At 66.7% G+C, this 19521-nt stretch carries 19 protein-coding genes and 2 pseudogenes; 7 read left to right on the top strand and 14 right to left on the bottom strand.

From position 1 onward, the window contains the following. Positions 1 to 12: 12 nt before the first annotated feature. From AC3A6X_RS18130 to AC3A6X_RS18110, 5 genes and pseudogenes are all read right to left on the bottom strand, one after another. Positions 13 to 819 (bottom strand): transglutaminase-like domain-containing protein, encoded by an 807-nt coding sequence (locus AC3A6X_RS18130; RefSeq protein WP_487843491.1) that lies wholly within the window; start codon positions 817 to 819, stop codon positions 13 to 15. A 206-nt stretch (positions 820 to 1025) separates the two neighbouring features. After that, on the bottom strand, positions 1026 to 1160 hold the full coding sequence (locus AC3A6X_RS18125) for a hypothetical protein (protein ID WP_487843709.1): 135 nt from the start codon (positions 1158 to 1160) through the stop codon (positions 1026 to 1028). 34 nt (positions 1161 to 1194) lie between these two features. After that, positions 1195 to 1368 (bottom strand): annotated as a pseudogene (locus AC3A6X_RS18120) (tripartite tricarboxylate transporter substrate binding protein); the annotation flags it as partial. A 16-nt stretch (positions 1369 to 1384) separates the two neighbouring features. Beyond that, positions 1385 to 1540 (bottom strand): annotated as a pseudogene (locus AC3A6X_RS18115) (tripartite tricarboxylate transporter substrate-binding protein); the annotation flags it as partial. A 349-nt stretch (positions 1541 to 1889) separates the two neighbouring features. Further along, on the bottom strand, positions 1890 to 3404 hold the full coding sequence (locus AC3A6X_RS18110; RefSeq protein WP_487843490.1) for a PhoX family protein: 1515 nt from the start codon (positions 3402 to 3404) through the stop codon (positions 1890 to 1892). A 353-nt stretch (positions 3405 to 3757) separates the two neighbouring features. On the opposite strand from AC3A6X_RS18110, the gene AC3A6X_RS18105 reads away from it, so the two are divergent. Further along, positions 3758 to 4039: a hemerythrin domain-containing protein gene (locus AC3A6X_RS18105; RefSeq protein WP_487843489.1), complete on the top strand. Its 282-nt coding sequence runs from the start codon at positions 3758 to 3760 to the stop codon at positions 4037 to 4039. Positions 4040 to 4356: 317 nt separating this feature from the next. Here AC3A6X_RS18105 and AC3A6X_RS18100 read toward each other — a convergent pair whose 3' ends face one another. Then, a complete protein-coding gene (locus AC3A6X_RS18100; protein ID WP_487843488.1) occupies positions 4357 to 4884 on the bottom strand; it encodes a hypothetical protein in 528 nt (175 codons plus the stop codon). Between the two features lie 96 nt (positions 4885 to 4980). Continuing rightward, a complete protein-coding gene (locus AC3A6X_RS18095) occupies positions 4981 to 5781 on the bottom strand; it encodes a helix-turn-helix transcriptional regulator (protein ID WP_487843487.1) in 801 nt (266 codons plus the stop codon). 168 nt (positions 5782 to 5949) lie between these two features. Here AC3A6X_RS18095 and AC3A6X_RS18090 point away from each other — a divergent pair, with 168 nt between their 5' ends. Further along, positions 5950 to 7107, top strand: a complete 1158-nt coding sequence (locus tag AC3A6X_RS18090) for a helix-turn-helix transcriptional regulator (protein ID WP_487843486.1) — start codon at positions 5950 to 5952, stop codon at positions 7105 to 7107. A 230-nt stretch (positions 7108 to 7337) separates the two neighbouring features. On the opposite strand, the gene AC3A6X_RS18085 is transcribed toward AC3A6X_RS18090, so the two are convergent. The 5 genes from AC3A6X_RS18085 to AC3A6X_RS18065 form a co-directional block, all read right to left on the bottom strand. Then, entirely contained in the window at positions 7338 to 7688 is a 351-nt protein-coding gene (locus AC3A6X_RS18085) for a hypothetical protein (protein WP_487843485.1), read from the bottom strand. Positions 7689 to 7708: 20 nt separating this feature from the next. After that, positions 7709 to 8536, bottom strand: coding sequence for a YihY family inner membrane protein (locus tag AC3A6X_RS18080; protein WP_487843698.1), 828 nt, complete (start codon positions 8534 to 8536; stop codon positions 7709 to 7711). 118 nt (positions 8537 to 8654) lie between these two features. Then, positions 8655 to 9257, bottom strand: coding sequence for a class I SAM-dependent methyltransferase (locus AC3A6X_RS18075; RefSeq protein ID WP_487843484.1), 603 nt, complete (start codon positions 9255 to 9257; stop codon positions 8655 to 8657). Then, the gene (locus tag AC3A6X_RS18070) at positions 9254 to 10051 is read right to left on the bottom strand and encodes a PIG-L deacetylase family protein (RefSeq protein ID WP_487843483.1); all 798 of its coding nucleotides are present in this window, start codon (positions 10049 to 10051) and stop codon (positions 9254 to 9256) included. The genes AC3A6X_RS18075 and AC3A6X_RS18070 overlap by 4 nt, the downstream gene beginning before the upstream one ends. Beyond that, the gene (locus AC3A6X_RS18065; RefSeq protein ID WP_487843482.1) at positions 10039 to 11055 is read right to left on the bottom strand and encodes an acyl-CoA dehydrogenase; all 1017 of its coding nucleotides are present in this window, start codon (positions 11053 to 11055) and stop codon (positions 10039 to 10041) included. Before AC3A6X_RS18065 ends, AC3A6X_RS18070 begins: the two co-directional genes overlap by 13 nt. A gap of 296 nt (positions 11056 to 11351) precedes the next feature. Between AC3A6X_RS18065 and AC3A6X_RS18060 the strand changes: the two genes are divergently transcribed. Both AC3A6X_RS18060 and AC3A6X_RS18055 read left to right on the top strand, forming a co-directional pair. Continuing rightward, positions 11352 to 12062 carry a glycosyltransferase family 2 protein gene (locus AC3A6X_RS18060; protein ID WP_487843481.1) on the top strand — a complete coding sequence of 237 codons (711 nt, stop codon included), beginning with the start codon at positions 11352 to 11354 and terminating at the stop codon, positions 12060 to 12062. A gap of 80 nt (positions 12063 to 12142) precedes the next feature. Beyond that, positions 12143 to 14566, top strand: a complete 2424-nt coding sequence (locus AC3A6X_RS18055; RefSeq protein WP_487843480.1) for a catalase — start codon at positions 12143 to 12145, stop codon at positions 14564 to 14566. A 31-nt stretch (positions 14567 to 14597) separates the two neighbouring features. On the opposite strand, the gene AC3A6X_RS18050 is transcribed toward AC3A6X_RS18055, so the two are convergent. Then, positions 14598 to 16622, bottom strand: coding sequence for an AsmA family protein (locus AC3A6X_RS18050; RefSeq protein ID WP_487843479.1), 2025 nt, complete (start codon positions 16620 to 16622; stop codon positions 14598 to 14600). A gap of 29 nt (positions 16623 to 16651) precedes the next feature. Continuing rightward, the gene (locus AC3A6X_RS18045) at positions 16652 to 17203 is read right to left on the bottom strand and encodes a hypothetical protein (protein WP_487843478.1); all 552 of its coding nucleotides are present in this window, start codon (positions 17201 to 17203) and stop codon (positions 16652 to 16654) included. On the opposite strand from AC3A6X_RS18045, the gene AC3A6X_RS18040 reads away from it, so the two are divergent. From AC3A6X_RS18040 to AC3A6X_RS18030, 3 genes are all read left to right on the top strand, one after another. Next, positions 17187 to 17675: a hypothetical protein gene (locus tag AC3A6X_RS18040; protein ID WP_487843477.1), complete on the top strand. Its 489-nt coding sequence runs from the start codon at positions 17187 to 17189 to the stop codon at positions 17673 to 17675. The genes AC3A6X_RS18045 and AC3A6X_RS18040 overlap by 17 nt on opposite strands. Before the next feature lie 21 nt (positions 17676 to 17696). Further along, positions 17697 to 18596 (top strand): hypothetical protein, encoded by a 900-nt coding sequence (locus AC3A6X_RS18035; RefSeq protein WP_487843476.1) that lies wholly within the window; start codon positions 17697 to 17699, stop codon positions 18594 to 18596. Positions 18597 to 18663: 67 nt separating this feature from the next. Next, positions 18664 to 19518 (top strand): ATP adenylyltransferase family protein, encoded by an 855-nt coding sequence (locus AC3A6X_RS18030; protein WP_487843475.1) that lies wholly within the window; start codon positions 18664 to 18666, stop codon positions 19516 to 19518. Positions 19519 to 19521: the final 3 nt, after the last annotated feature.

The following is a 19521-nucleotide window of genomic DNA, read 5'->3' as shown; positions in this document are numbered from 1 at the left end:
TTTCCTTTTCAATCACTGAATCTCATCGCACCAGACCTTGAATCCATCCAGCTCGTTGGGGCCGAAGGTGCTTGACAACGCCACGTCGCTGGCGTCGCGCCCCTGCGCAATCAGCACGCGGCCGATGCGAGGCACGTTGTTGCGCGCATCGAAGGTGTACCAGCGGTCACCCAGGAAAGCCTCGAACCAACCCGCAAAGTCCATCGTGCCGTACGGCGGCAGGGTCCCAACATCGCCGAGGTAGCCGGTGCAATAACGGGACGGAATGTTCAGGCAGCGGCATAGGGTGATCGCCAGGTGGGCATAGTCGCGGCACACGCCTTGCCCTTCCTTGAAGGCTTCAAAGGCCGAACGGGTGCGCCGGGCGTGCTGGTAGCCGAACTCGATGTGCTGGTGCACGAAATCGCAGACCGCCTGCACGCGCCCCCAGCCGGTCGGTCCGGTCCCAAAGTGCTGCCACGCAAAATCGGACAGCAGGTCGGTTTCGCAGTAGCGGCTACCCAGCAGGTAGAGCAAGGTGGACTCGGGCAGGTACTCCACCGGCGTCTGCGGCGCCGAGGGCACGACGATGTCCAGCGCGCCGCTGTCGTGGATCACGGTATCCGTACTCAGTACAAAGCGGCCCGCGGGGGCGACCAGGCGTGTGCACCAGTTGCCAAACAGATCGCGGTAGGCGGTGGTGGGCACGGCCGGCTTCGTGAGCAGATGGTCCGGGCGCAGGAGATCCGAGGCGCGCGAGTAATGAATGCTGAGGGTCAGGATCATCGGCGTCGGCCGGGGAAACTGGTAGGCGATTTCAAAACCGAGCTGGATATTCATCAGCCCATGATGCGCCTAGATTCGCACTTCCGCAGGAACTGCTCGGGTTGGGTCGCAGAATATTCTCGCCTGCTCGTGCAGATCAGATCTTGAGTGACAACGGGGGGTCAGTTCCTGATGCCGCTCTGCAATAGGCCATTTCGAGCTCGTGAAGCCGGTCCTTAGTGAGGAGCGCGCGCAGAGAGTTGTCCTGTTCGTGTGCCATCTCAGTTGGCGACCAGACCAAGCGACTTGACCAGTGGTCCGAAGCGGGCAAGGTCGGTCTTGACCAAAAGGTCCAGATCTGCGGTCGGACCCGGAGTCGGCATCAGGCCGAAATCGGCGAGTCGCTTTTTGAACATCAGGCTGAAGCATTGCCTTGTTAACCTCGGAATTGAGCGCGGTGACCAACGGTGCCGGCGTTGATGCAGGTGCGAACAGACCGAACCAGACGGAGACGTCGAGATCTGGGTTGAATTCCTTGAACTGAGGCAACGAAGGAAAGATTTCCTTTGCAGCCGGTCCGCTGGCTGCCAACGGAATGACGGAGCCGGATTTGATGTGGGGCATTTGCTTCAACGACACCGGTGATCATCGCGTCGACGTCGCTCCCAAGGAGCCCCTGAATTGCAAGGGAGGTGCCCTTGCAGGGTACGTGCGTCAGCTCAATGCCAACCCGGTTTGCAAGCAGTTCCATCACGATGTGCCTCGGATGCCCTGATCCACCACTACCGAAGTTGATGGACTTGGGTTCGCAGAAACCGCCCTTCGAATACCGATCTTTGAAGGGCAGCCCCGGCGCGAACTTGCCGTTCAGCAGAACGCCCGCTTTCCTAAGATCTCGATGTCAGCAAAGAGCACGTACCCGGCAAGTGCAGTGCCCGCCTCATGGCTGCTTTGCGACTGTTCCCAGTCAAGGAGTGTTCTTCTCACTGGATCACCCAGCCGCCCGAAGCTGCCGCCCTGACCAGGATGCCGGCCAGCATACCGGCGACGACGCCGACGACGCCGATGACGCCGACGACGCCGACGATCACAGAAGACTCATCTGCTCACTCCGTTGTCGCAGAAGAGCCCATGGCATCTGTTTGTCAGAGCGGCCCGCGTGCCCAGGGCCCCCAGATCGCGAACGTGATGCCCGGCGACTGCACATTGACGAATAGCACCTTGCCGGCCGGGTCGAAGCAGGCACCGCAGAACTCGCTGCCGCGGTAGTCGCCCGGCGCGACGGTCTTGCCGGCCGATGCGATCTGGTCGGCGCCGAGCACCACGTTGTGGCGCGCGAACACGAAGCTCGCACCGTCGCGTGTCAGGCCGACCAGGCGCTCGACGCGGCCCTGGCCCTCATCGACGCCGCCGCCGTCCTCGCAAAGCAGCACGCCGCCGCGCGGGCTGATCGTGATGTTGTCGGGATTGTTGGCGGCCACCGCATCGAGCGAGACGAACACGGCCTTGAGCAGGTCCGTCGCGAGGTCGTACTCCCACACCGCGCCTTCGCCGTTGCCGCCCGCGCCCGCGGCGTTCACGCCCGTCGCGGTATCGACGATGAAGAGCTTTCCCTCGTGATACCAGATGCCTTCGCCGCGCGCCATGCGCAGGCCGCCCTGGGCCCAGCCCTGCGCGAACGGTCCGGCCACGGCCGTGGTGCCCGCAAAGCCAGGCAGCGCAATTGCTACCGGGTTCGCATCGGGATCAGCGATGTCGACCCACTCGAGGCGGTGCGTGTCGCCGGTCGAGGCTACATTGAGGTCGGCGTTGGGCCGGCCGACCACTTTGGCCATCTGCAGCCTGCCGCCGGCCTCGTAGCTGCCGGGGCGGCCGCTTGCATCGGCAGGCACGAAGCGATAGAAGCCCGACTTGTTGCGGCTGTCCTCGGTGAGGTAGGCGAAGCGCGTCTTCGGATCGACCGCCACGGCCTCATGGCTGAAGCGGCCCATCGCGACGATCGGCTTGCCCGTCGTCTCGGCCGCATCGGCGCGCACCTCGAACACGTAGCCGTGCTTTTTGCCGCCCTGCGGCTCGAGATTGCTGCCGGTCTCTTCGCAGCTGAGCCAGGTGCCCCAGGGCGTGGGTCCGCCGGCGCAGTTCGTGAGGGTGCCGCCGAGGCTCGGCTCCATGCCTATCCACTGGCGCCCCTTGAACCGCAGGTTGGTGGTGCCGCCGCCGGCGAAGCGTCCGTCGACGCTGCTCGCTACGGCGTCGTACATCGCGGGCGCATGGATCGGTGTGGTCGACTGGCCGCGCTCATGGTTGCGCACCAGCACCACGTCGACGCTGCTGCCGCGGCCGTACGACGCGATCACGGCCATGCCGTCATGGTTGCCCGGGCAGGGCTGGCCGTTGCGCATCAGGTCACCGGTCCAGCCGTAGGAGCGGTAGGCAAAGCCTTCGGGCAGCTGCAGCAGCGGCAGGCCCGTTGCTTCGTCGAGCACCGGCGCGACCGGACCGTAGGGGCTTGCGACCAGACCGGTGCTGCCGCTGGCGCCATCGCCCGCGATTGCGGCATCGGCGTTGCGGGCCTGCAACGCCTGCAGCGTGCCGATGAACGAGAGCGCGGCAACCGAGGTCGAGCCGCGCAGGAAGCCGCGGCGGGAAGGAAACGACATGGGAGCTCCTGGGAGTGTGGGGTGCCCTGCATTGGAGAGTGCTGCGGTGTCAGCACCGTTACAGCGCTCGGGCCTCATCCGTACTCGCGCTGCACCGCATGCGAGAACACCAGCGGAACTCCACACTGTGCGCAGAGTTTGAGCATTCGTCTAGTTGAAAAGGGAACACGCCTTCGGCCGCCCGGTCGGACTGCCCTGAGCCTCGCGCGCGACGCCCATCTGATCGAATCATCGCCGAGATGGCTCGTCAGCAACCCCGTTGATGGCTTCGTACCAGCGATTTCAGCGTCGCAAATGACTGGCCTCCGCCAAACCGGAGCAGCACCAAGCATCCAGAACAACTCAACCAGAACATGGAAAACATCTACGAAGCCTTGCGTGAAAGTCATGAGCTTCGGCGCAAGCTTTGCCGGCAACTGATGCGCATCAAGCCGGGCACCTCACGCGCCATTGAGACCTTCCGCGCATTGCGCATCGAGCTCGCGGCCCACGCTGCTGCGGAAGAACGGTATCTCTACGCGCCCATCCTGATGGACGACAGAGGCTTGGATTCGCCTCACAGCACTGGCGGAAGGCGTCGCAGGCGGGCTTCGTACGCGTCCCATGCACGGATGCGGCTCTCCAGGTCTTCATGATTGACCGATCGCGAGAGATAGCGTTCTCGCGGGTCGGCTGTGCCGGTCGCGCAGTGCCGCGCAAGAGCTGCGACAGCACGCTTGAACGCGCCGTACACGGACGGGCTTGGCGCCTCAGCTGCGTCGGTCGACAGCGGGGGTGGGAGGATTCGGCTCATGTTCATAGTGAATTCCTGGGGTTGGAGTCGCGTGTTGGCGAGGGGAAGACTTCTTCGCCTTGACCACCCTTTTCTTGAGGCAGCAAGCGTAGGCAGAGGGCGTTTCCGTGACGAATGGAGGGCAGATGCACGCCGGAGTCCGTCCGTCCCGGCTCGAGATCAGTCGTCTGACGTACGGACGCAATCGAGCTGCATGTCGTTCAGCCGGAGTGCGCTCTTCTTCTCCGCAACGCGCACGACATGTCCTTTCCCGGCGATCTGAACGAAGGGGCTCGCGTCCCGTTTCCCTGTCGTGCCTAGCGCTACGGCATAGGCAGGGAGTTGCGCTGCATCCTGCGCAGCGCCGAACGCGACGACGTGGTTGGCCTTGTCCGTCCAGACCACCACCGAGTCTGCGCTGCTCTTGGCCGCGTTCGGCCAGCAATGGAAGAGGCTGGTCGCGCTTCCGACGTTCAGGGGCCACCACCAGACAAGGTCTTCGGGAAACACGTTGCCGGCAGAGGCGGTGCCGGACTGGCCCGCCAATGGCTGCACGGACCTCGGGCTTGCGGGGGCGGCCTGCAACGCGGCATAGAGCGCCAGACTCACGGCGGTGACCAGGCTTGCTACGGCAACGCCGCGCGGGGACCATCGCGACCGCCGGATTGGGGGCATCAGCGGAATCGGCGGCAACGAGAGCATGCGCATGTCGTCTTCCTAAGCAGAACGGTGAGGTCCCGAGCCTAGGGAGATCGCACGCTCAAGGAGTCATCGGAAGCAATGACGCGTGGGGTCGCCGCGCGATCAATCGATGTTCGATCGGCCGGCTTGGGGCGGGCGCCCGAGCCAGAGGGAGGTCAGCGCCGCCCGGTTATGGACACCGAACTTGGCATAGATCGATTTCACGTGGATGTGCGTCGTGTTCGGGCTTTGGTCCAGGATGGCCGCGACGGCCTTCTCCGTCTTTCCGTCGAGCAGTCCCAGCAAGACCCTGCGTTCCATCGCGGTGAGCGGTGCGTTCGCGATGAGGAGCCCGTGGCTGAGCAATTGCTGGCGGTAGAACCAGCGCAGGCCGCGAAGCGCCAGGCCGAAAGGGTCCTTGTCCGCTGATGAGAAGCGCGGAGCTTCCGTGCTGCGGAAGATGAACAGGTGCACCCGCACATCGTCGTTGACCGCACAACGCATCGACATGCTATCCGCGTGTCCGACAGCCAGATAGTGGCGCTGGTAGTGTGGACCGTCGAACCACTCCGGAGGCAGCGCTTCAAACAGGAGCCGGGTGCGGAACGGCTCCTCGCCGGACACGGCAAGGATCTGCGAGAGGTCGACAGACGGCGACCACAAGGTGTCGAACTGCTCCTGGACCGAAGCGGCAATCGGCGGCAAAGGCCGCAGGAGCCGGACGAATCGCGGGCGCCAGCCGTTCAAGGCGTCGCCCAACGCAGGGCTCGGCAACCGCACGACCACCGACCAAAGTGCGTTGTGCGCGCCGAAGATCGAGCAGAGGCTGCAGAGCAGGTGCTCGAGCGCTTCATCGCCATGGCCGATGGGGTAATTCGCGAGTTTGTCCCACAGCGCGTAGATCGCCTCGGTGAAATCGTTCATTGAAGGCCGGGCGGGGCGCGCAACTCCTGCATTCAATTGGTCACCTATTTAGGTTATTACGCGACGCAGCCTACCTGCCTACGATCCCTCGATGAACCAGCCCAACATCGTATTGCATTTGACGGACCTTGTGCCTCAGGTTCGGGCGTCGTTTTGGAACCGTGTGCGATGACGGGCCTGGAAAGGATCCCCGCCGCCGAGCTGTCGGAGCTGATCGGCGCGATCTACGACTGCTCCCTCGACCCGCAGCGGTGGGCCGCAACATGCGGAATGATTGCGCAGCGTTGTGACAGCGTCGGGGGCGGCATCTGCGTGCACGACCTGAAGCAGATCCAGAACGACCAGCTGTACGTCTTCGGCTATGAGCCGGAGTTTCTGCAGAAACTCGGCGCCCGGTACGCCGAGAGTCCGATGGCCGCGGCGGATGTCGTCTCCAACGTCGGGGACGTGAGCGCGCTGTCGATGGAGCGCTTCCATCTGCATGACAGCCGCTTCTACCGCGAAGTGCTGCAGCCATACGGGGTGCTCGACATCATCTGGTTTCCGGCGCTGCGCACCGGCGGGCGCATGGCGTCCCTGCACGCGTCGCGCAGCGACAAGTCGCCGCACTACCAGCAGGGCGACCTCGGCCTGTTCGAGCTCCTTGCGCCGCATGTCTGCCGTGCTCTGGCGATTTCCGACGCGCTCGACATCCAGGTGCTGAAGTCCGAGGTGCTGGAGAGGACCCTTGATGGGCTGGCGGCCGGCGTGTTCCTGGCGGCGCGTGACGGTCACGTCGTGTACATGAACACTGCGGCCGAGCGACAGGTCAAGTCGGGCACGGCGATGCGCCTGGTGAACAACCGGTTGTCCCCGGTCTCTCCGGCCGCTCGTGCCGCGTTGACGCAGGCGATCCAGGATTCAGGCCGTGATTGTGCCGACATGCGCACCAAGGATCATGCGATCGGAATCCCTGATAGAACCGGCGGGGGCTACGTCGCCACCTTGCTGCCGGTTGCCGATGGCCGGCGCGCCGGGATCCTTGCACCGTTCGCGGCGAGTGTTGCCGTGTTCATCCAGGATCCTGTCCAGGCGCCGCTGATGCCGGGGGAGGCATTTGGACGGCTGCATGGGCTCACCGGGGGCGAACTGCGCGTGCTAATGGCGCTGTCGCAAGGCCTCGGCGGTATCGAGGCCGCCGGCATGCTAGGCGTGGGCGAGCCGACCATCCGCACCCACCTGCAGAGGATCTACTCCAAGACCGGCACGTCCAAGCAGGGGGATCTGCTGCGTCTGCTGCACCACTCGACACCTCCCACGCGGCACCAGACGCGCCTAGCGGATTGAGCGGCCAAGGGACGGAGGCAGGGGCTTGTTCGCGCGTACATGGCGCGAGATGTTGCTCAGTCACCTCGTGATGTCCAGCAGCACCCTCAGCACCGGTCGGCCGCAGGGTACTCGGCCCAGCACCTCAATGATCGTGATGTGGCTGGCACCGCGAACACGGTGGTGGCGGTCGACGGACCGCAACCGCTGCGATGCAGCTATTCGTTGAGATCAGGCGGCAGGCAAACGTGTCATCGCCCGCCGTTCTTCAGCGTCCGATCCCGAAGAGCCCTGGACGCGCGGCGATAAATCAGGATCACGGCAACCAACCCGACAAAAGCCGCCAGGTTCGACGCCAGCGCGAGCACAAACAGCAACCCCGCCACATCCACCATGAGCAGCGTCACCGCCAGCGAACCCGCCCACAGCCCACCCCACCTCAAGATGTACAAATCCATGTAGGTCTTGAGCCAGACGTTGTTCCTCTGCGCAATGGCGTCGGCCTCTTCTGCCGACGCCGCGGGCGGCACCTGCTCCAGGAAACTCTTCGGCGACCAGAAGCGATTCCAGGTCGATGCGGGGCGAGGTTCTGGTGGGCTCATCGAGCGGAGATTACCCGCTGCTACACCCGAGCAGCCTTCCCCGCCACCCGCCGCCGCCGCGTAAGCGCCAGATTGGCCGTCATCATCGCCGCGACCAACGTCACCAACCACGAGAAGTACACCCACAGCAAAAACATCGGCAGCACCGCAAACGCCCCATACAGCGCCTTGTACGTCGGCACCTTCACGAGGTAGGTGGTGAAGGCGCGCTTGCCGAGCTCGAAAGCCAGGCTGGCAATCAAGCCGCCCGCGACGGCGTCGCGCAGCCGGACCTTGGTATTCGGCACAAGGTAGAACATGCACGTCAGCGCCGTCACGCCGAGCATGAGCGGCCCGAGGTCGAGCACGAAGGCGAGCGATCGCGGCAGCGCGCCGATCAGGCCCATGGAAATGCCCAGCAAGTACGACGTGGCCCACAAGCTCAGGCCCAGAACGGGGGGTCCGACGGCCAGCATCAGCAGGTACAGGCCGACGCGCCTGAAGAACGGGCGATTCTTCCTCACCTGCCACATCTGGTTCAGCGCGTTCTCCACGGTCAGCAACAGCGCGATGGCCGCGCCCAGCAGGAAGAGCGAGCCGACCCATGTCAGGCCGCTGGCGTTCGCGGCGAACTGGTTCAGGTACTTCAGCACGGTGCGCGCGATGTCCGCCGGGAGCAGCCTGCTCAACAACAGCTCCTGAAGCGCGTCCTTGAAGCGCCTGAAGATCGGGAAGTGCGTGAACAGCGCGAAGCTCGCCGCCAGCAAGGGCACGATCGACAGCAAGGTCGTGAAGGTCAGGCTGCCGGCGACCTGGGGCAAGCGCTCTTTCCTGGCGCGGTGGAATGTCAGGCGGGTCAGGGTGAACATGGATCGCTGGAGAGGAGGACTCGATGGGCTTCGCGGGGGACAAGGCTGCCGCGGCTGGATGGCGATTGTGATGGGTGCCGCCGGCAACCGACGGGGTTGTTCAAGACGGAACCTTGAGCTAGCGAATGCCGTCGCGCTGCGCGACGGATCGACCGTCGCGCGACCAGACCTGCATCAGGAAGTCGTCTTCTTCGTGCCGCAGCAGTCGCGTGAGGCCAAGCCCCGCCAGCTCGGCATGGACCTCGTCGGTCGAGAGCGAGCGTTCGCGAAAGTCCGGCCGCCAGTCGCAGGCAAGCAGCGTGCCCTGGGCATCGAGCGACTGCCGGCAGCATTGCGCCAACGCGTGCATGGCCGGTGCTTCGAGGAAATAGCCGAGCTCGCTGAGCACGATCAGGTCGAAGCGCTCTTCGCCTCGCGGCCAGTCGGCCGGCAGCGTGTGCTGCACGACGCACACGTTCGGCAGCGCGCCGCAGCGCTCGCGGGCGATCCGCACGGCAGCGGGCGAGAGGTCGCTCGCCAGCACCTCGTCACAACGCGCGGCGAGCGCGGCAGTGAGTTCGCCGACGCCACAGCCGGGCTCGAAGGCGCGGCGGTAGCGCCGGTGCGGCAGCGCCGCCAGCAGCAGGCTGCGCTTGCGTTCCTCGTACCAGCGCGTACGCAGCGCGTACGGGTCGTCGCTGGCGCCATACATGGCCTCGAAATAGTCGGCTCTCGTGCTCACGCGGCACCCTCTTGGTGTTGGAAGCGGCCCGGCGTCTCATCGAACAGCACCTCGAACGGCCGGGCGGCGCGCGCCACCGTGCTGGCCGGGAGGATCGCGCCGGCACCCGTCGACGCGTCGGGCTGCAACTGGCTGGCAAAGGCTTCCACGGCATGGCGCTTGCGTTGCGCCGCGTCGGCATCCAGGGCGAGGCGTCTGGCACGGTGCCACGGCAAGCGCGCGTCGCCGGGCGTGGCCCAATGCCAGGCCCACACCGGCACCTCGACGAGGTGCGCACCGCAGCAAGCGGCGGCCAGGGCGCTCGCGCGCCCGGTCGCCTCATGGTCGGGGTGGCCATCCTCGCGCCAGGTGGTGAACACCACGTCGTCGCGATGCAGAAGACCCCGAAGTCGATCCGCCAGTGCATCGCACAGGCGGTCGAGCTCGCCGTCCGGCAGGCCGAGTCTCAGCACCTCGCGCTCGACGCCGAGACGATGCAGCGCCAGCCGGGTTTCGAGCGGGCGCTCGCGCGCCAGGCACTCGACGGGCCAGACACTGGATGCGAGATGGCTGGCGGTGCCGTCGGTGACGGCGATGACCTGCACCGGCGCCCCGCTGCGCGCCAGCATCGCCAGCAGGCCGCCGACCGCGAGCACCTCGTCATCGGGATGGGGTGCCACCACCACCGCGCGGGTGTGCGGCGGCACCAGCGCCTCGGCGGTGATGGATGGGAGGTCCGCCAAGCCGGACCATGCCTGCCACGCAGCCTCGGACGTGCCCTCGCCGCGGATGGCGCGCACGCTCACAGCGTCCACGGCGGCTCCTCGGCATCGAGCACCCATTGGCCGAGCGCGGCGAGGTCGCGCTCGGCATGGCTCTGGCGCAGGTAGACCGGCAGGTCCGCCATCGCATGGGCGAAGCGGGCATCGCGGCACAGCGGCCCGGCACCGACAGCGCGGCCCGCGTGCTGCATGAGCGTCGCGGCCGCTTGTTCGACAACCAGCCGCGACCTCAGTGCGACGTCGCGCGCGTCCGCATGCGGATGCAGGTCGATCCACGCGGCGGCCTCGCGCAGCACCGCGGCGGCGCCCGCGAGGGTGACGTCGATCGCGCCGAGGTGCGCGAGGCGATGGGCGTCGGGCGCCCTGGCGCAAAGCCGCCGCGTCATGCGGGCGATGCCCAGTGCGCCACCGAGCCAACAGGCGGCGATGCCCGCACCGCCATGCCAGAAGCCGGGCCGGCGCACGTAATCTCCGGCGCCGCCGATCTGCACGGCCTCCGCCCCCTCGAAGCGCACGTCCACGCTCGCGCTCGCTGCCATGCCGATGGCCCGCCATCCTTCGCTGGTCACGACGACGCCGGGCTGGTTCAGCGCGACCGCGGCCAGGCAAGGCTCGCCTGCGGCGTTCCAGCAACTCACGACCGCATGCGTGAGCTGCGCGGCGCCGGAGCACCACGCCTTGGTGCCATCGAGGCGCGCCAGGGGCCACCCTGCACCTCCGTCGCCGCCGGCGGAGATGGTCACGCGTGCGTCGGGCGGTTCGGCGCACCACGTGCCCCAACGCGACTCGGGCGGCGCGCTGCGCGCGTCGAGTTCGGCAAGGATCGCGAGCGCATCCGTGTGCCCTTCGAAGAGCTTGACCAGCGAGAGGTCGTGCGCCGCCACCCTCGCCAGCACACGCCAGCGCTCCAGCGTATGGCCCGAGCCGGGCAGCGGCAGCCGATCGATGCCGGCGTCGATCAGCCGGCCCAGCGTGAGGGCGTCGCCGTGCGCGCGCTCGAGTTGTGCCAGGGCATCGTCGGTGCAGGAAGCAGGCATGAGTGGAATGTGACGGGCGGGTAGATCGGGTAGACCGGGTAGACCGGGTAGAGCAAGGCCAGCGTGCCAGCTTATGCATTGCCATGTCCGGCCGGCCGTCGGCGCTGCACACCGGGGGCTGTAGGCGCTCCACACCAACGCCTCGCCAGGGCGCGTCGTGGCTTGCTATGTCAAAAGACATGAGACAAACGCGCCATTCGTGCGCCGCCTACACGAAGCAAACGCGGCCACTGACGAGCGCCTTCCAGCGGCAGGCTAGTTTCGACACTCCTTCATTCCTCGACAGGAAGAACAACATGCTGGGCATCGTCATACCCGCGCGCGACGAGGAGCGCGTGATCGGGGACTCGGTACGCGCCGCGACAGCGGCGGCACTGCATCCGGATCTCAAGGGTGAGCGGGTCGAACTGCTGGTCGTGCTCGACAGCTGCACGGACGCCACCGGCGTGCTGGCCGCGCAGGCCGGCGCCGATACCGTCAGCGTGAAGGTGCGCAACGTCGGCGTGGCGCGCGCGGTCGGCGCGGAAGCACTGCTCGCGCGCGGCGCGCGCTGGCTGGGCTTCACGGACGCCGACACGCGGGTCTCCGCCTCGTGGCTGGTCGCCCAGCTGGCGCAGAACGCCGACGCGGTCTGCGGTCCGGTCGGCGTCGAGGACTGGTCGCCGCACGGCATCCACGCCGACCTGCTCCATGCGCATTTCCTCGAAACCTATTCGGATCGCGACGGGCATCGCCACGTTCACGGCGCCAACCTCGGCGTCTCGGCCGAGGCCTACCGGCGTGCCGGTGGTTTCCAGCACCTGGCCTGCAGCGAGGATGTCGCGCTGGTGGCGGCGCTCGAAGCCACGGGCGCCCGCGTCGCGTGGAGCGCCGCGCCGCGTGTGGTTACCAGCGCCCGTCGCGAGGCTCGCGCCGCAGGGGGTTTTGCCGATGCGCTGCTGAATGCGGTGGCATTCAGGCTGGCGGCCGTGCCGGAGCTCTGCCTGGCGCCGGCCGGCGCGGCCTAGCGAGCTCTTCATGCGTGCTCTTCCTACACCTGCGTTCTCACCCCAGCCCTAGGCTCCCATCCCATTTCATCGAGACAACCATGGCCAAGAAACCCACGACTCCTCCCGCCGAGCTCGACGCTGCACGTGCAGCGGCACGCAACACCGACAGCGGGCCCGCACAGCCCGCGCCTCCCGCTGCGGGCAACGGCGATCCGCCCGCACAGAAGGCGATCGACACCCAGGCGCTCGCGAGCGGGATGCCCGCCAACGCAAACAAGCCGCTTGAGTACGGTGAGGCCAATGCGCTCGCCACGCCGGCCGGCGCTACCGTGAGCCCGCCGTCGCGGCTGCCGGCGGCCAGCACCCTGTCCGAACAAAACTCTTCTGCGAAGACCGGCACGGTGGCGCGCGAGGGCGTCAATACGACGATCGATTCGCTCGACCGCGTACGTGTCGACTCCAGTGGCCGGGTGCTCACCACCAACCAGGGGGTTGCAGTCGCGGACAACCAGAACTCCCTCAAGGCCGGCGCGCGCGGGCCCGCGCTTCTCGAAGACTTCATCCTGCGCGAGAAGATCACGCACTTCGACCACGAACGCATCCCCGAGCGGATCGTGCATGCACGCGGCTCCGGCGCACATGGGTTCTTCGAGTGCTACGAGCCGCTGACGCAGTACACCAAGGCCGCACCCTTCAAGGAGGCAGGAAAGGTGACGCCCGTCTTCGTGCGCTTCTCCACCGTGGCCGGCGAGCGCGGATCGAAAGACACCGCGCGCGACGTCCGCGGCTTCGCCGTGAAGTTCTATACCGACGAGGGCAACTGGGACCTGGTCGGCAACAACATGCCCGTCTTCTTCATCCAGGATGCGATGAAGTTCCCGGACCTCGTGCACGCCGTAAAGCCCGAGCCGCACCACCAGATGCCGCAAGCCGCCAGTGCGCACGACACCTTCTGGGACTTCGTCTCGCTGATGCCCGAGTCCACGCACATGCTGATGTGGGTGATGTCCGACCGGGCCATTCCGCGCAGCTTTCGGATGATGCAGGGCTTCGGGGTCCACACCTTCCGGCTGGTCAACGAGGCGGGGGAGTCGGTGCTTGTCAAGTTCCATTGGCAACCGAAGCTCGGGACCCATTCGATGGTGTGGGAAGAGGCGGTGAAGATCTCAGGCGCCGACCCTGACTACCATCGGCGCGACCTGTGGGAAGCCATCGAGGCGGGCGAGTATCCCGAGTGGGAACTCGGGTTGCAGATCTTCACCGAGGCGCAGGCCGAACAGTTCAGCTTCGACATCCTGGACGCGACCAAGATCGTCCCCGAAGAGCTGGTGCCGGTTCAGATCGTGGGCCGGCTGGTGCTCAACCGCAACCCGGACAACTTCTTTGCCGAGACCGAGCAGGTGGCCTTCTGCGCCGCGCACATCGTCCCCGGCCTCGACTTCACGAACGACCCGCTGCTGGCCGGCCGCATCCATTCGTATGTCGACACGCAGATCAGCCGCCTCGGAGGCCCGAACTTCCACGAGCTTCCGATCAACGCGCCGGTGGCCCAGGTACACAACAACCAGCGCGACGGCATGCATCGGCAGGCCATCCACCGCGGCCGCGTGGCCTACGAGCCGAATTCACTGGCCGGCGGCTGCCCCTTCCAGGCCGGCGCGGCGCAGGGCTTCGTCAGCGTCGCGAACCGGATCGACGCCAAGGAAAGCGCGAACAAGGTCCGGATCAAGCCGGAGAAGTTCGCCGACCACTACACCCAGGCGCGCCTGTTCTTCGAGAGCCAGTCCGAGGTCGAGCAGGCGCACATCGGCAACGCCTTCCGCTTCGAACTGTCGAAGGTGACGGTGCCGGCGATTCGCGAGCGCATGGTCGCCAACCTGCGCAATGCAGTGCCCGCGCTCGCCGAGCGCGTGGCGCAAGACCTGGGCATGGACCTGCCGCCCCCCACACCGAAGGCGCTCGAGACCCCCTTGCAGCCGGAGGTCGAGAGCTCGCCCGCCCTGTCGCTCATGGCGCGGCCGGGCGACGGCGGCATACGCACGCGCAAGGTCGCAATCCTGGTGGCCCACGGGGTCGAAGGCTCATCGCTCAACAAGCTGGTGTCGGCCCTCGTTGCAGCCGGAGCGGTGCCACGCCTGGTCGCTCCGCGGCTTGGCGCCTATGTCGGGGCCGGCGGCGAAAAGTTCGCAGCGGACGCGACCCTGGAGAACTCGCCGGGTGTGCTGTTCGACGCCCTCGTGCTGCCCGATGGCGCAGCGGCCGTGGAGACCCTCGATGCGGACGCGCACACGCTCGAGTTTCTCCGCCTGCAGTACTGGCATTGCAAGACCATCCTGGCTTTCGGCGCGTCCGAAGCGTTGCTGGCCGAGGCCCAGATCCCGTTGACGTTTCCGGACGGCTCGCCCGACGCAGGCCTGATCCTCGCGGATGCTGCGGCTGCCGACGAAGCCATTGCGGAATTCATCGCCGCCATGGGCATGCATCGGCACTTCGACCGGGAAAACGACCCGCCGGCGGCGTAGAGGGTCCGTTTTGCCTGCGCGTCGTTAGAGGTCACTTCCGCTTTTCCCGCGGCTTGACCTGGGCCCGCGCGGCGCCGACCTCGCGGCGAACCGCGCCGCAGTTGGTCTCTTCGCCGGGGCCGGTTTCGATCAGAGGCACAAGCGCCGCCAGGGGTCCGGCGCCGGCCAGCGCGAGCGCACCGGCGACGCGCGCAAGGAGCGGCCCCTTCACGATCTCGAAGTCCGGCTGCTTGAATGTTCCGTGCACACGCACCGGCGTGCGCAGCGACAGCACGCCAGGGCTCTTCGGCTTGGGCGCCACGGTGATGTCGAAGCGCTCATGTTCCAGGTCGAACCCGCCGGTACCGAGGATTTGCGTCTGCTCGGTGTCGACGACAAACAGGGTGGACGTGCCGCGACCGCCTTTCACGTCGAAGACCATGCCGCCGCAGTTGACGGTGATCAGCCGGTCTCCGCCCACCAGGAGCTGGAGCACCCTGCCGCCTTGCAGCCCGCTCGCGGCATCCACCAGGTTCGAGATGCGGCCATTCGCAATGGTGGCGGCGATGCGGCCGTCGGCCTTCGCGGCCGCGTCGGCGATGGAGTTGCCGGTGCCCTTCAGCTGCAGGGTCGCGCCGACGTAGCCCGCCCCCTGGGCGATCGTGGGGCTTTCCGGAAGGAGCCGGTCCAACCGGACGCGTCGCAGGTCGATCTTCACATCGGATTTGATCGTGGGCTCGCGCGCATCGAGCACGGCCTGCGATGCGATGGTGCCGCCTGCAAATCCGAAGTCCAGTTGCGTGAGCTTCAGGATGGCGTCATGCAAGCTCAAGGAAGCGCGCAGGCTTTCGAGCGGCAAGGCTTTCGGGACGACCAGCTTGAGCGCCACGAGGCTCGCTTCGGCGTCGATCTTCTGCAGGCGGCTGCCGTCGAAGCTGCCGGCCGGAAGGATGTGGTTCGGATCGATCGCCTGCTCCTTGGCCTTGGCGGCAGGCCGCGTGCGGGTTTCGGCCTGAGAGACCGCGGGCTTGCCGCCCGAGCCCTTGGTCTGAACGCCGATCATGGGTCCGAGGTCGGCCATGTTCAGCAGCTTGCTGTGCAGCTCGGCCTCGAGCAGGGGCCGCGGTTTGCGGTCGATGTAGCGGGCCTTGCCGGTGACGTCGGTGGATCCGATCTTTCCGGCAAGGTCATCCATCGTGTACTGGTTTCCCTTCAGGACCAGTTGGCCCCTCAACCAATAGGGCGGCGACGCGGGCAGTGGAAGCAGCAGGAAGGGATAGAGGTTGGCCAGCGTCTGGCCCTCGATGTACAGGCGCGTGTCGATGGCCGAGATATCGGCGGCGTCGGCGATGGTGCCTTCGACCTCCACCTTCGTGGTGCCGGCAACCAGACTACCTTTCAGCGGGAACGGGACGCCGGACTCCTGAAAGCTGAGCACTTCGCCGGTGAGGGCGGTACCGGAGAAGGCAGCGTCGTGGTATTTGCCACTGAACTTGTACTGGGTGGTGTAGCGATCGTTGGAAGGCTTGGCGTCTGCATCCTTGACCTTCTCCTGGGTGGCGGGGTCGAAGGTGCTTCCTTGCACGTCCAGCTCGAAAGGCTCTCCGTGGTCCAGATAGCGCAGGTGCCCGTGATCGACCGACAGCGTGCTGATTCGCAGCTTGCTCGGCGTCTTCTCGGAGGGTTCGGCGAGGATCCAGTTCTTCCGGTCATCGGGCAGCCGTTCGAAGACCAGGTCAGGCTTGGTCAGGGCAACACGCGGGATGAGGATCTTCTCGGGGAGGTCGCGAAGCGAGACGGAAAACTCCAGCATCTCGATCTTGGCCATCGCCTCGTGCTGCGACCAGTCAGCGTTGCTGAAGTACACGTCTCGCATACGGATGGTGGGGACGAAGCCGAGCTCGACGTGCAGGTCGGAGATCCTGAACTCGCGCTGTGTCTTCTGCGAGATGTAGCGTTCCAGGGGAGGACGAAGCCAGTTCCAGTCGAACAGGAGGACCAGCATCACCAGGGCCGTGGCGACGGCGAGCAGGACGGGGTGCCGTCGCACGAATCCGGTGAGAGCCGATGAAGACATGGTGGTCGCATCCACGGGGTGGCAAGGCGTCAGCAATTGGCGCGAATGCTCCGAATCAGCGTCTGCTGAAGGACGGATTCGGTTTCGACGATGGCGGTGCCTTCGCACGGAGTCTTCGTGGCCCGGTATCGATACCTGACCTCGACGCGGTTCTTGTCGATCGTGCGGATGGATCGAACGGCAAGCGGCTCCCGGAGGGAGCCGTAGAAGGTCGAGATCTCTTCTGCCCGAAATGCCCCGCGCCCTCGCTTCGCCGGAACGACGAGCGCAGCGGCAGTTGCGCCGTCGGCGGCGGCGAGGGCGCGATAGAACTTTGCAACCGCTTCGACAGGCGCGTCACTGCGCCTCGGGCGTGGGGCTTCAGGTGCAGCATCGCGCGACGAGGTGGCAGCGGGAGCTGTCGGCAGGCTTGCGGGCGCGGGCGCGGCGGAGGGCGAGGGCCCGGGCTTGGCCTCCGATCCGGCCTCACGCCTGCCCTCGGCGTTGGCCGCTGGCCCAGGTGCCGCCTCCCTGTTTGCAACAGCGGGCCCGTCGCCCGTGTGGGTGAAGCTCACGTACCACCCCATGAAGACGATCATCATGGCCAGCACCAGCAGCACGAGCCGAAGCCAGAACCAGGGCGTCTCCGCCGGTAGCGCGGGACTTGGCGGGCGGCTCTGCGCTCGCGCGCTCGGTCGACGAGGCAGCGAACTGACCGTTTCGAGCGCCGAAGGCCCGGATGCAACAAAGGTGGGCAGCCGTCGCGCGCACCCAATGCAAAACATGGCATTGGCCCGGTTCGAGGAACCGCAGGCGACGCAAGTAACGCGTGAAGGAGGTGACGGTGTCATCGCTCAGCGCCCCTGGACGGAGGAACGCGCCAAGGCGCTAGTGAACGCCAAGTTGCGCCCGTTGCGTCGATGCCTCCAGCGCCGAGTCGCTAGTCACCATGAAGGCGACGGACTGCGGGCCATGACAGTACCCACCTACAGGGGCGAACTGACTGTCGGTAACACCTGGGTGGCGGGCGTGGCTTGGCTCGCAGGCCTCGGCGTTTCACAATCGGAGGCCTAAAAATGAAAACGGAATGCCTACATGAATAAACCCGCCGAAGATGCGGCACTTGCGCTGCTGAACGAGCGCCGCGCCCTGTTGCGCCGTATGTCGGCGCTGGCGACGGTCGGCATGGCATCTGGAAGCGCTGCGCTCACGGCCTGCGGGGGAGGCGGTGGCGGAGGTGGTGGCGCCGGGGCAGCGCTTGTTGCTGCCGCTGCAACCGGCGCCGCTGCTGCCCCGGCCCCTGCTCCGGCGCCTTCACCCGCTCCCGCACCTGCACCTGCTCCGGTTTCGGCGGCGCCGGCCCTCGGCGGCCACGTGCTCGCCTTCAACCGGGACGGCGTGACGTCCTCGTCGCTGTCCGCTTCCGGCATGACCACGCGCACGAGCGGAAGCACGCTGTTGGCCTGCGTCGGGCGGGGCTTGCTTGCTGCCGGCCTGCCGACGGACAACGCGGGCAATGCCTTCGTCCAGCTCGGTGTGGCGCACACCTACACCCTCTGGCCGAACTCGGGGACGGCCTTGTATGCCTGTGCGCAGGCCCGCGGCATGGCCGGCCACGCGGTCACGGTGGCGAAGCCCAAGGTCACCGACGAAACGACGCTGACCGTCGTCGAGATCACCGATGGCGGCTCGGTCCGCGATGCGCAGTGGCGCGAGGTGCTGTCGGGCCAGCCCTTGACCAGCGCCAGCGTCACCACCACCGGGCCTGCGCTGCTCGTCGCATGGTGGTGGGGCGATGCCGGTGTCGACCTGGACAAGACGGCCGCGCCCAACAACGGCTTCACGGTGATCGATTCGGTGCTGGCTTCGGGTGCCCTGGTGCAGTGCGCCGTTGCCGTCCGGCAGGTCAGCGCGGCCGGGAGCTACAACGTGACCTGGGCCTCGACGCCGCAGCAAGGGGCGCAGCTGTGGCTGGTTGCGGTGCAGGCGGCCTGAAGTGCGCCATGTGATGGGCAGCCACACGACGCTCATCGTCGACGCGTGAACGGCGAGAGAAGACGGCGTGTTCTCGCAGTCCATCATCCAGCACGCAACGCAGCGCGCCCTGGCAGACGGTGCACTGCAGCCGATCGAGACGCAAACCATCCTCCTCGACAGCGATGGCGTCCGGTTCGTGCTGCGCACGGTGTCGAGCCTCGCGCGCAAGGACAAGGCACGCCAGGCCGCGGCGGCCGCGGATCCGCTCGGCGACTACGAGCCTTCTCTGTTCGTGGGCGAGCTCGGGTCTTCGCACTACGTCCTGCTCAACAAGTTCCAGGTGCTCGACGGTCATGTGCTGATCGTCACGCGCCGCTTCGAGCGCCAGGAGTGCCTGCTTGGCGTCGATGATTTCGCGGCGCTCGTCGCTTGCCTGCGCGAAGTCGACGGGCTCGGCTTCTACAACGGCGGCGTCGAGGCCGGGGCGAGCCAGCGGCGCAAGCACCTGCAGCTGGTGCCGCTGCCGCTCGACGCCGAGAGCCCGGACGGCGTACCGATGGCGCGAGCGCTCGGCAGCGGCGCGCAGCTGCCGTTCAGGCATGCGTTCGCGCGCGTGGCGCCGCAAGCGATGGCGCCCGAGTTGCATGCGCTCTATCGCGAGTTGCTCGATCGGTGCGGCATTTCCGCTGTCGCCGAGTCAGAAGGCGAGGTTCAGTCGGCGCCCTACAACCTGCTGGTTCGCCGAGGCTGGATGCTCGTGGTGCCGCGTTCGCGCGCCTGCTTCGAATCGATCTCGGTGAACGGGCTCGGCTTCGCCGGCTCATTGTTCCTGCGTTCGCAAGAGGAATTGGAGCGCGTCCGTGCAGTGGGGCCGATGCAGGTGCTGCGCGCGGTGGCGATGCCGCAGGACGTGGCTCCCGACGCGCGATCGAACGAATGACCC

The organism is Variovorax sp. Soil_C_12 (assembly GCF_057657375.1).
The sequence above is the reverse complement of the archived record's forward strand: the minus strand, read 5'-3'. Positions and strand labels throughout refer to the sequence as shown.